This window comes from uncultured Finegoldia sp. (genome assembly GCF_947252345.1).
In the GTDB taxonomy this organism is placed as follows: domain Bacteria; phylum Bacillota; class Clostridia; order Tissierellales; family Peptoniphilaceae; genus Finegoldia.
In genome coordinates, this window is sequence record NZ_CAMXVC010000018.1 from 28,491 (window position 1) to 40,320 (window position 11,830).

13 protein-coding genes are annotated in these 11,830 nt (G+C 32.6%); 6 read left to right on the plus strand and 7 right to left on the minus strand.

Going from position 1 to position 11,830, the window contains the following annotated elements; translation table 11 throughout:
* The 5 genes from Q0X02_RS04975 to Q0X02_RS04995 are packed head-to-tail and all read left to right on the plus strand — an operon-like array spanning nucleotide 1 to nucleotide 4,792.
* Complete coding sequence (locus Q0X02_RS04975; RefSeq protein WP_297812446.1) at nucleotides 1-633, plus strand: sugar transferase; 633 nt, start codon at nucleotides 1-3, stop codon at nucleotides 631-633.
* A gap of 41 nt (nucleotides 634-674) precedes the next feature.
* Nucleotides 675-1,862: a DegT/DnrJ/EryC1/StrS aminotransferase family protein gene (locus tag Q0X02_RS04980; protein ID WP_297812449.1), complete on the plus strand. Its 1,188-nt coding sequence runs from the start codon at nucleotides 675-677 to the stop codon at nucleotides 1,860-1,862.
* The gene (locus tag Q0X02_RS04985) at nucleotides 1,862-2,440 is read left to right on the plus strand and encodes an acyltransferase (protein WP_297812452.1); all 579 of its coding nucleotides are present in this window, start codon (nucleotides 1,862-1,864) and stop codon (nucleotides 2,438-2,440) included. The genes Q0X02_RS04980 and Q0X02_RS04985 overlap by 1 nt, the downstream gene beginning before the upstream one ends.
* On the plus strand, nucleotides 2,433-3,764 hold the full coding sequence (locus Q0X02_RS04990) for a nucleotide sugar dehydrogenase (protein ID WP_297812455.1): 1,332 nt from the start codon (nucleotides 2,433-2,435) through the stop codon (nucleotides 3,762-3,764). The genes Q0X02_RS04985 and Q0X02_RS04990 overlap by 8 nt, the downstream gene beginning before the upstream one ends.
* A gap of 8 nt (nucleotides 3,765-3,772) precedes the next feature.
* Nucleotides 3,773-4,792 carry a Gfo/Idh/MocA family protein gene (locus tag Q0X02_RS04995; RefSeq protein WP_297812458.1) on the plus strand — a complete coding sequence of 340 codons (1,020 nt, stop codon included), beginning with the start codon at nucleotides 3,773-3,775 and terminating at the stop codon, nucleotides 4,790-4,792.
* Nucleotides 4,793-4,912: 120 nt separating this feature from the next.
* On the opposite strand, the gene Q0X02_RS05000 is transcribed toward Q0X02_RS04995, so the two are convergent.
* The 7 genes from Q0X02_RS05000 to pstC form a co-directional block, all read right to left on the minus strand.
* Complete coding sequence (locus Q0X02_RS05000) at nucleotides 4,913-5,767, minus strand: DegV family protein (RefSeq protein WP_297812461.1); 855 nt, start codon at nucleotides 5,765-5,767, stop codon at nucleotides 4,913-4,915.
* A gap of 108 nt (nucleotides 5,768-5,875) precedes the next feature.
* Nucleotides 5,876-7,579: a cell wall metabolism sensor histidine kinase WalK gene (locus Q0X02_RS05005; protein WP_297812464.1), complete on the minus strand. Its 1,704-nt coding sequence runs from the start codon at nucleotides 7,577-7,579 to the stop codon at nucleotides 5,876-5,878.
* Nucleotides 7,579-8,247, minus strand: coding sequence for a response regulator transcription factor (locus Q0X02_RS05010; protein ID WP_297812468.1), 669 nt, complete (start codon nucleotides 8,245-8,247; stop codon nucleotides 7,579-7,581). The genes Q0X02_RS05005 and Q0X02_RS05010 overlap by 1 nt, the downstream gene beginning before the upstream one ends.
* Nucleotides 8,244-8,900, minus strand: a complete 657-nt coding sequence (gene phoU, locus Q0X02_RS05015; RefSeq protein ID WP_297812471.1) for a phosphate signaling complex protein PhoU — start codon at nucleotides 8,898-8,900, stop codon at nucleotides 8,244-8,246. Before phoU ends, Q0X02_RS05010 begins: the two co-directional genes overlap by 4 nt.
* A gap of 14 nt (nucleotides 8,901-8,914) precedes the next feature.
* A complete protein-coding gene (gene pstB / locus Q0X02_RS05020; protein ID WP_297812474.1) occupies nucleotides 8,915-9,667 on the minus strand; it encodes a phosphate ABC transporter ATP-binding protein PstB in 753 nt (250 codons plus the stop codon).
* Nucleotides 9,667-10,536, minus strand: a complete 870-nt coding sequence (gene pstA / locus Q0X02_RS05025) for a phosphate ABC transporter permease PstA (RefSeq protein WP_297812477.1) — start codon at nucleotides 10,534-10,536, stop codon at nucleotides 9,667-9,669. Before pstA ends, pstB begins: the two co-directional genes overlap by 1 nt.
* On the minus strand, nucleotides 10,526-11,395 hold the full coding sequence (gene pstC, locus Q0X02_RS05030) for a phosphate ABC transporter permease subunit PstC (protein WP_297812479.1): 870 nt from the start codon (nucleotides 11,393-11,395) through the stop codon (nucleotides 10,526-10,528). The genes pstA and pstC overlap by 11 nt, the downstream gene beginning before the upstream one ends.
* A gap of 111 nt (nucleotides 11,396-11,506) precedes the next feature.
* Between pstC and Q0X02_RS05035 the strand changes: the two genes are divergently transcribed.
* Entirely contained in the window at nucleotides 11,507-11,665 is a 159-nt protein-coding gene (locus tag Q0X02_RS05035; protein WP_297812482.1) for a hypothetical protein, read from the plus strand.
* The last annotated feature ends 165 nt before the right edge of the window (nucleotides 11,666-11,830 follow it).

The window sequence follows — 11,830 nt, forward strand, 5'->3', positions numbered from 1 at the left end:
ATGAAAAATCGAGTAGATGAAATCCTTAAAAAGAGCAAATTTAATCTTTTCATCAAAAGATTGTTTGACATTTTCGCATCTTTGTTTGGAATATTAGTTATGGCTATTCCGATGATTGTAATTTCCATCGCGATAAAGTTAGACTCTAAAGGACCTGTTTTTTTCAGACAAAAAAGAGTGAAGAAAAACAGCGAAGATTTTACAATTCTAAAATTTCGAACAATGGTTGTAGATGCACCGAAATTAGGTATGGCTATAACAGTCGGAGATGACCCTAGAATTACCAAGGTGGGCAAATTTTTGCGCAAAACAAAGTTAGATGAATTTCCACAATTATTCAATGTTCTTGTTGGAGATATGAGTTTTGTCGGACCAAGACCTGAAGTCAGAAAATACGTGAATTTGTACAGTGAATCAGATAAAGATATCCTAAAAATAAGACCGGGAATAACTGATTTGGCAAGCATAAAGTACAGAGATGAATCGGAGATTTTGGATAAATCCGACAACCCAGAACAAACTTATGTTGAAGAAATTATGCCTAGCAAGATAGAGTTAAATAGAGAATACATTGAAAATATAAATTTATTAAACGATATAAAAATAATTCTTCAAACGTTGAAGATTTTATAAAATATTAGTCAATCAAAATAAAAATTAAATGGGGGCTTTTAATGAATATACCATTATTAAATTTAAAAAGACAGTACAAAAATATTGAAGATGAAATCAATAAAAGTGTACTGGAATGTTTTAAGAATGCACAATATATAATGGGTGAAAATGTAAAGCAATTTGAAAAAGAAATTGCAGACAAAATTGGAGTAAAGCATGCAATTACTGTTGGAAATGGAACAGATGCGTTGGTTATAGCTTTGAAAGCACTTGGTATTAAAGAAGGTGACGAGGTTATTACAACAGATTATACTTTCTTTGCCACAGCTGAAGCAATAAGATTTGTAGGAGCGACGCCTGTTTTTTGTGATGTCGAACTAGATACTTACGATATTGACCCAAATCAAATAGAAGATAAAATCACAGATAAGACAAAGGCGATTATTTGCGTGCATTTATTTGGAAATCCATGCAAAATGGATAAAATCAATGAAATAGCAAAAAAACACAACCTTTTCGTTGTAGAAGATGCTGCACAGGCCATTAACTCAGAATACAAAGGCAAAAAAGTTGGAAACTTAGGCGATGTAGCTTGTTTCTCATTTTTCCCAACAAAAAATTTGGGATGCTTTGGTGATGGTGGAATGATTACAACAAACGACGATGATTTGAACACGATAATCAGAGCGTTGAAAGTTCACGGAAGTGGCGAAAATGGAATGAAAGCTTATTCTATTTTGAACAATGAAGAAGTAGAAGTTGTGGAACAAAATTCTGGTGACAACACTGTTTACAATCCTTTGAAATACTACAATTATTTGATTGGCCACAACTCAAGATTGGACGAAATCCAAGCTGCTATTTTGAGAATAAAATTAAAACATTTGGATGAATACACTGAAAACAGAAGATGTATTTCACATAAATACATTGAAGCTTTTAAAGATAGTTCGTTAGTTACACCTGTAGAAACAGAAGGCGGAAAACATGTATTCCATTTGTTCATTTTGCAATCAGATAACAGAGAAGAAATTGAACAAAAATTAAAAGAAAAAAATATCGCAACTGGAACTTATTACAAAGTGCCAATGCATTTGCAAAAAGCTTTTAGTGATTTAGGATATAAAAAAGGAGATTTTCCAAATGCGGAATATCTTTCTGAAAGAACATTTGCAATCCCATTGTTCCCTGAAATGAACGATGAAGAAAGAGAATATATTATTAATTCTGTAAAGGAGATAATTTAATGGACTTTTTTGCTCATGAATCTTGTTATATAGATGAGGAGACAAAGATTGGTGATGGTACAAAAATTTGGCATTTTAGTCATATAATGTCAGGTTGTACTATCGGAGAAAATTGTAATATTGGTCAGAATGTTGTAATTTCTCCAGGAGTCAAACTTGGAAATAAATGCAAAGTTCAAAATAACGTAAGTGTATACACAGGCGTTGAATGTGAAGATGGAGTTTTCCTTGGACCTTCCTGCGTTTTTACTAATGTTATTAATCCGAGAGCATTTATCGAAAAGAAGGATGAGTATAGACACACGCTTATTAAAAAAGGTGCATCTATAGGGGCGAATGCGACAATAGTTTGTGGTAACACAATAGGCGAATATGCTATAATTGGAGCAGGAGCAGTGGTAACGAAAGATGTAGGAAATTATGAAGTTGTTGTTGGAAATCCTGCAAGACATCATGGATTTGCATGCGAATGTGGAGAAATGTTGAAACGAAATTCTCTTACAGAGTATACGTGCGAAAAATGTAACAAGAAGTATTTTTTAGAAGATTATAAATTAAGTGAGGTATCAAATGAGTAATTTAAAAGAAGAATTATTAAGAAAAATTGATGACAAATCTCTAGTTGTAGGGGTTGTTGGTCTAGGATATGTTGGATTGCCATTAGCTGTTGAAAAAGCAAAAGCAGGATACACTGTAATCGGATTTGACGTTCAACCAGAAAAAGTTCAAATGGTTAATGACGGCGTAAATTATATCGGCGATGTCGTAGACAATGAATTAAAAGAAATTGTTAAATCAGGAAGATTGAGAGCGACAAGTGATTTCAAATCTGTAGCTAGTTGCGATTTCATAGCAATTGCAGTTCCAACACCATTGGATATTTATCAACAACCTGACATTTCTTATGTTAAAACATCTACAACTGATATTTCTAAACATTTGAAAAAAGGAACAATTGTTGTATTGGAATCCACTACTTATCCAGGAACAACAGAAGAATTGATGAAGCCAATATTGGAAGAAGGCTCAGGATTAAAATGTGAAGAAGATTTCTACTTGGCATTTTCTCCTGAAAGGGTTGACCCAGGTAACAAATACTACAAAACAAAAAATACTCCTAAAGTTGTAGGTGGTATCGGAAAAGAATCTACAGAAGTCGCAGCAGCTTTGTACAGAAAAGTATTAGAAGGAGAAGTTATGACAGTATCTTCACCAAAAGTTGCTGAAATGGAAAAAATTCTTGAAAATACTTATAGAAATGTAAATATAGGATTGGTAAATGAATTTGCAAAATTGGCAAATAAAATGGGAATAAATATGTGGGAAGTAGTTGACGCTGCTAAGACAAAACCTTATGGATACCAAGCATTTTATCCAGGTCCTGGTGTAGGTGGACACTGTATTCCATTGGACCCATTCTATTTGACTTGGAAAGCAAGAGAATACGATGTTCATATGCCAATAATAGAAGCAAGTGGTACTGTCAATGACAGTATGCCTGAATGGGTAGTTGACAGGTCAATGAAGATATTGTCAAGAGAATTTAAGAAACCACTAAATGGTTCAAAAGTTTTGATTTTAGGTATTGCTTACAAAAAAGATATTGACGATTTGAGAGACTCTCCAGCATTTGTAATAATGGATAAGTTTAAAGAAGAAGGAGCAATTTTAGATTACTATGATGGATTTAACCCTTCATACTTCAATCCAGATGGTTCTAAGACTTATTCACTAAAAGAAATAAATCCAGAAGTTATCAAAGGATATGATTTAGTAGTAATAACTGCAGACCACACAAATGTTGACTATCAAATGGTTGTTGATAATGCTCCATACGTATTTGATACAAAATTTGCCACAAGAGACGTTAAAAACAACAGAGAAAAGATAGAATTATTATAAGAGGTAATATGCAAAAAATTAAAGGTGCAATCATTGGATGTGGAAGAATTTCCTACAAGCATGTTGAAGGAATAGCAAACAATGATTCAGAAATAGAATTAGTAGCTGTTTGTGATGTTATAGAAGAAAGAGCTATTGAAAAAAAGAACGAATATTTGGAAAGATTTCCAGATAGGGATGTAAAAGTCTACACAGATTACAAAAAAATGCTAGATGAAGTAGACATTGATATGTGTGCTATATCTACCGAAAGTGGATACCACGGCAAAATTGCAATTGATTGTTTGAACAAATCAAAACACGTTTTGATTGAAAAACCAATGGCTATGAGCTTGGAAGAAATCGACGAAATAAATAAAATTGCCGATGAAAATGGATTAAAGGTTGGAGTTTGTCATCAAAACAGATTTAATCCACCAATTCAAAAATTAAAAAAAGCAATTGATGCTGATAAATTTGGAAAAATGACAAATATAACTGCTAGAGTTTTGTGGAACAGAAATCAAAACTACTACAATTTAGCTCCTTGGAGAGGAACGAAAGCACTAGATGGTGGTACTTTGATGAATCAATGTATACACGCTCTTGATTTGTTGCTCTGGATGATGGATGATGAATTGGTAAGTGTAAAAGCTGAAACAGAAACCTTCCTTAGAAACATAGAAATGGAAGATTATGGCGTGGTTTTGATGAGATTCAAATCAGGAAGAATTGGTTTGTTAGAAGGAAGCGCTGACGTTTATCCTAAAAATTTAGAAGAAACTATTTCTGTTTTTGGTTCAACAGGAACTGCTGTAATAGGAGGTCTTGCTGTTAACGAAATAAAAACTTGGTTGTTTGAAGATGAATCTGAAACTTCTGAATTGGAAAACAATAAATCAATAGACAATGTTTACGGAAACGGACACACTCCTTTATACAAAGATTTTATTCACGCAATAAACACGGACACACAACCATTAATCAATGGTCATGAAGGAAGAAAACCGGTTGAAGTTTTGATGAAAGCTTACGGTTGGATAGATTAATTTATAAACTGGTCAATTTATTTTGACCAGTTTTTTATATTTTATTTAATCTTTTTTTCGAACAATTAAAATGGTTTTGCAAACGAGAGAAACAAAAAAGAAAGGTTATTTTAACCTTTCTTATTTTAATGTGACAACTGCACCATAAATGCTATGGCCAGTGTGAATTACAAAAAGACTAGAGATAGGTCTTTTGTAAATTGCAACATCGCCTAGAGTTTCAAGTATGACTTGTTCAAGCTCATTAGCTTTTTCTTCTACGTTAGAGTGCATTATATATATTTTATCGATTTGCTTGTTTTCTGCAAATTTTTTTATTTTGTTGGCTATTTCAACGTTAACTTTTTTAGTTCCTCTTACATTTTCAATAACATCAAGCTTTCCAGTATCTTTGTCACAAGTTATAATCGGCTTGATGTTCAAAAGATTGCCTACAAATTTTGTAGAACGAGTAATTCGTCCTCCTTTGTACAGATAATCCAAATTATCCACAGTAAAAAACAAATCTTGTTTGGTTTTGTATAATTCCAAATTTTTTACAATATCTTCGAAATTGTTTCCGTTTTTAATCATTTGACAAGCTTTTGTTAACAAAAATCCCATTCCCATAGAGCATGATTTGCTGTCAATCACATATGGAGTAATTTTATCTTTGTATGTATTCAAAATTTGTTCAAAAAGATTGAAAGTTCCACTTATTCCGCTGCTCATACATGATGCGATAATATGAGTGTATCCTTTAGAAATAAGTTCATCAATTGAACTGATTAAATCATTTGCCAATGGAAGTGATGTTTTGATAGTGTAATCATCGATATCATTGATGATATCTTCTAATGTTTTCTCAAACTTATCTTTATAGGCGTTTTCTGAATTGTATATGATTTGCAGAGGAACCTCTACAATATTGTATTCTTTTATTATTGATTGGTCTATATCTGATGTAGTGTCAGTTAGAATAGCAATTTTTTGCATTTGTATACTCCTTTCTAAAAAGCACAATTTTAAAATTCATTTATAAAAAAATCAACACTTTTATTATATCATTTACACGAAAAAAATACGACAACTTGGTTGTCGTATTTAAATTGTTATTGTGATTTTTGCGCCCACATCTAATTTAGATTTGAGTTCTATGGTGCCATTATGAATATCTACGATGTGTTTAATTATTGAAAGGCCAAGTCCAGTGGATTCTTGTGAAGAACGTGATTTGTCGACAACAAAGAATCTTTCGAAAACTCTCGTTTGGTATTTTTCTGCTATGCCAATTCCTGTATCCTCGCAAATTATTTTTGTTTTATCGTTATCCTTGAATATCGAAATCTTGATTTTACCGAAAATTTTATTGTATTTGATGGCATTTGTAACTAAGTTTTCAATCATTTCTTTGATTAGATTTTCGTTACCGTAGATTAAACAATTTTTCTGCAAATCGGCAATAAATTCAATTTGTTTGCCATCCAATTTGTTTTGATTTGACTTAATGATTTCATCAATTATTTTTTCGGGGTTGAACAGAGTTTTTTCAATATTATCGCCAGATTCATCTAACCTCGACAGCTTGATGATATTATCGATTAATTCCAATAGTCTAAGTCCTTCTTGGTGAATAATTGCTGCAAATTTGGATACATTTTCAGGACTAACCATATTGTTTTCAATCATTTCAGCATATCCATTTATTGAAGTCAGTGGAGATTTTAATTCGTGACTAACATTTGCTGAAAATTCTCTTCTTCTTTTTTCGGCTTTAATCTTATCGCTTTCATCTACCAAAAACAACAAGACGCCATTGATTTTATCATCATCTAGTACTGGTGCAATATACATAGAGATTAAAATTCCCTGCATTTCGATATTGATATGACGAGCAGTTTTAGTTGAGATTACATCCTTAATAGCAGAATGAATTTTCAAATCCCTGTTTAGTGAAATAAACGGCCTACCTTTACATTTTGAATGAGTTGCTCCGAACAAAAACTCAGCAGAGTTATTCACGGAAAGGACATTCATATTTTCATCCAACAATATAAGTCCTTCTCTCATATTATCTGTTATGGTTTTAATAGTAGTAGACCTTTCTTCTAATTCATCTACATATTTTTTTATAGTATCGTTTTTGTGCCTTATAATGTTGATAAATGGTATGAGTTCATCGTAAACAGGCTTTTCTAATAATTTTGATTCTCTGTCATTGACTATGTTATCATCTAATTCACTTGCAATTGTTTCAATAGGCTCTAAAATCCGTCTAATTTGTCTTCTGTTGATATCGACCAATAATATTAATGACAATGCTAAAATTAAAAGTGTATAGGGCAATAAATCTAATATAGTCTTAAAAAAACTTGCCGATTCACAACTTACTCTAAGAACATCAGAATTTCCCTGAAGAACAGCTACGTAATACATATTTTTGCCAAAACTACCAGACTTTCGAGTTGCTGAACCTATTTTAGATTCTCGGGCATCTTTGACTTCATCTCTGTTATTGTGATTATCCAAAGAATCTACATTTGTGTCCGTGTCATAGACTACATTTCCACTCTTATCTATAAGTGTAAAGCGATTTGCAGGGTTAATTATTTTGAATTTCTTGACATTGGTAATGGTATTGACGCGACTATTATCACTGATGGAATCTAAATATTGTACTTGTCGAAGTAGGGTAGTTTCCTCTTTAGATTTGTTGTAATTGTAAAATACAAACGTCTGTAAACCCAATCCAACAGTCAAAGCTAGAATGATTACCAGAGAAATTCTAGTGTAAATTTTTCTTTTCATCACTCACCAGCTTTATATCCCAAATTTCTAATAGTTTTGATTATACTAGAAGCAGTTTTGAGTTTTTGCCTCAAAGTAGCTATGTGAACATCTACTGTACGGGATTCTCCTTCAAAATCGAATCCCCAAATTTTGGTCATTATATTTTCTCTTGTCAAAACTTTTCCGATGTTAGATAGGAGATAGTACAATAATTCAAATTCTTTATAGGTCAATTCGATAATTTCTCCGTCAACATTGACGGTTCTCTTTTCATAATCCAATTCAATGTTTTTGTATATGATTTTGGATTTTGTTTTGCTGAGGGACGCTCTTCTAAGTAATGCTCTTACACGCGCTAAAAGTTCCATAATGCTAAACGGTTTAATCATATAATCATCGGCGCCGCTGTCAAGTCCCACAATTTTGTCGTACTCCGTAGTCTTTGCAGTGAGCATCATTACAGGGATGCCTTTGGTCTTTTCATTATTTCTGATTTCTTTTAAAATTTCCAGTCCGCTTTTTCCTGGAAGCATAATATCCAAGATAATTAAATCTATACTAGAAGAATACAGAGTGGATTTGAACTCTCCGTAATCTCCAAATCCCATCGCATCGTAGCCCTCATTATTAAGCGCATAGATAATCAGTTCTCTTATGCTTTTGTCATCTTCTACACAGCAAATCATTGCGTATTTTCCTCGTATCTTTCGCCAGTAACAGAAAAAATCACCCAAGTTGCAATTCTTTCTGCATTATCTCCGATTCGTTCGATGTATTTTGCAACTTGAATTAAATCTATAATCTGTTCAGGATTTTCACAACCAGATTTAATTAATCCAATGGATTCTTCCATAAATTTATTGAAAAATTCATCAACCTCATCGTCTTTTTTGATTACAGAATTTGCCAATTCGATATCATCATCGGTAAAAGCGTTAATACTTTCAACGAGCATTTTTTGTGCACATTTGCCCATTGCTCTTATCATTGTTAAATCTTTTGGGAGCTCTGTTTTTCCAATTAGCATAACAAGCTCCGAAATCTCTTGTGCATGGTTTCCAATTTTACTCATACAAGAAAGGATTCTAAGCGCTGACGAAATAAATCTCAGGTCTTTTGCAACAGGAGATTGCGTAGTGAGAAGTCTCAAACAAGTATCTTCGACTTCCTTTGACATTTCATAAATTGTTTCTTGAGAATCGTAAACTTTTTGTGCTATTTCCAAATCTTGAGTTTCCAAAGCGTAAGTGCTTTGTTCTATTTGTCTTTCGACATTTGCTCCAAGAAAAATTAAATTATGTTTTAATTCTTCTAATTGATACGAAAAATATTTTCTCATAATACCACCTCTTTTTAGCCGAATCTACCAGTAATATAATCTTCTGTTCTTTTATCCTCAGGTTTTGAGAACAGTACATCAGTATTATTAAACTCTATAACTTCACCTGTCAAGAAAAATGCCGTCTTATCAGAAATACGAGCAGCTTGTTGCATATTGTGAGTTACCATTATTATAGTGTATTTTGATTTCAAATCTTGGCACAAATCTTCGATTTTGTTTGTCGAGATAGGGTCAAGAGCTGAAGTCGGTTCATCCATTAGTAACACTTCAGGCTCTACAGCCAAGGCTCTCGCAATACAAATTCTCTGCTGCTGACCACCAGAAATAGAAAGCGCATTCTTTTTCAAGTTATCTTTTACTTCATCCCAAATAGCTGCACCCTTCAAAGATTTTTCTACGATTTCATCTAACTTTGCTTTATTTTTTTCCCCGTGTAATCTTGGCCCATAAGCAATATTATCGTAAATGGACATAGGGAATGGATTAGGCTTTTGAAAAACCATCCCAACTCTTTTTCTCAACAAATTTACATCGTAATTTTTATTGTAAATGTCTTTGCCATCTAAAGTTATTAAACCTTCAACCCGACATCCGTCAATCAAATCATTCATTCTATTTAGGCATTTGAGCATTGTGGATTTACCACAACCAGAAGGCCCGATAAAAGCAGTAATCTCATTGGATTTCATTTCTATGTTGATTTTTTTTAAAGCTTGAAAATCATCATAGTATAAATCAACATTCTTTACACTTATCTTAGACATTATTTACTTCCTTTCGTCAATTTTTTTCCGATTAAATTGGAAACTATATTTATTATTAAAACTAAAATCACCAATACGACGCCCGTTGCATAAGATTCTTCTACGTGGAATCCCTCAGAAGACAACACATACATGTGTAATGCCAAGCTTCTTCCAGATTCAAATAAGCTCGTTGGCACACGAGGGTCTGTTCCCAGTGTAAACATCAACGCAGCAGTTTCTCCTACAACTCTTCCTATTGAAAGGATAATACCTGCCATAATTCCAGGCATTGCGACAGGAAGTAATACCTTTCTTATAGTATACAACTTTCCAGCTCCCAGTGCATAACTTCCCGCTCTCAATTCATCATCGATGGACAATAAAGCCTGCTCACTTGCTCTTATTATTAAAGGAAGTACCATTATGAACATCGTAAGAACACCTGAGATTAAAGAATACCTGAATTTCAATCTCATTACGAACAACAACATACCGAACAAACCATAAACAATTGATGGAATACCAGATAAAGTTTCTGTTGCAAGTCTGATAAGAGTCACAACTTTTGAATTTTTCTTTGAATATTCAGACAAATAAATTGCTGTAAATATCCCGATAGGGCTTGCAATCAATAAAGTCAATAAAACTAGAATTATGGTAGTTTTTATAGAAGGCATCATTGACACGTTCTTTGAAGTGTAGTCTTCTGAAAACATACTAAGTTTCAAATGGGGAATACCATTAACCACCATATAAATAATTAAATAAAACAATACAGCCAAAGTTATGAAGGCCATCAAAAAAATAAAAGCTTTGATGATTTTACTTTTGTTTTTGTTTTTTCTCAAATTTCTCAAATCATTTGAAGAGATAGAATTATTTTCCATTATTCACACCTCTTTTAATCAAATTAAACGCGAGATTTATTAAAAGTATAAATACGAATAACACCATCGCGGTTGCAATTAAAGCATCTCTGTGTGTGCCAGACGCATAAGCCATATCCAACACGATGTTGGTAGTCAAAGTGCGAGTTCCATCGAAAATACTTTTGGCAATGACTGGTTGATTTCCGGCGACTAAGTATACCGCCATTGTTTCACCGATAGCACGTCCAATTCCAAGTATAACTGATGATAATATTCCGGATTTTGCAGCAGGAACCACAACTCCCATTACTGCTAATTCGTGACTAGCACCAAGCGCGACACTACCTTCATAATAAGAATCTACGACGGTATTTATTGCACTTTCAGATAAAGTGATTATAGTAGGTAAAATCATAATTCCCAGAAGAATGGAAGCCGTCACTATGTTCATACCAGTTCCTCCAAAAACTTTTCTAATAAAAGGAACAATAACTACCAAAGCAAAAAAACCGTAAACTATAGATGGAATACCAGCCATTAAATCAATACAAGGTCTCAAAAAATTGTATAATTTTTTAGGACAGAACTTAGCAAGATAAATTGCTGTAAAAATTCCAATAGGCACACCTACAATAATTGATCCAATAGTCACATAGATACTTCCGATAATCATTGGGAGTATACCAAATTGTGCTGGCACATCTACAGGAGCCCAATCCTTACCAAATATAAAATTAGTCAAGCCAACTTTTTTTATAAAAGGAATCGATTCACCAAAAATAAAAAAACATATTAAGATTATCGCAAAGATTGAAGTCAGTGCTGAAACTAAAAACACGTATTTCATTATTGATTCAGATAAATATTTCTTTTTCATTTTAAATCCTTCCTATATTTTTATCATCTTAATATTATCAAGAGCTTGTAAAATTAATGCGATAGCAATGTTAATTTAATGTAAAGTTTTTTAATTTTAAATATGAAATCTTTGGAAATTAATGGGGTATGTTACAATAAAAATGTAATAGAAAGCTTCAAGACTAATTCAAAGGAATTTAATGAAAATAGAAGTGTTTTCCAGATTAAATACTCTAAGAAAAAGACTTGTTATCCATTTACAATTGGAATATTATACGTGGATGGCTAATTTACAGAAAAAATTGCATACAACTTTGGTTTTGATATAATATATTTATGTAGTCAAATGTAAAGATTTTATAAGTATTGAAAAATATGAAAACATTTGACATATAGAACTACAATCCTACCTTTTGCGATATCGCGTTTTATAATTGGTGGGAGTGTATATATG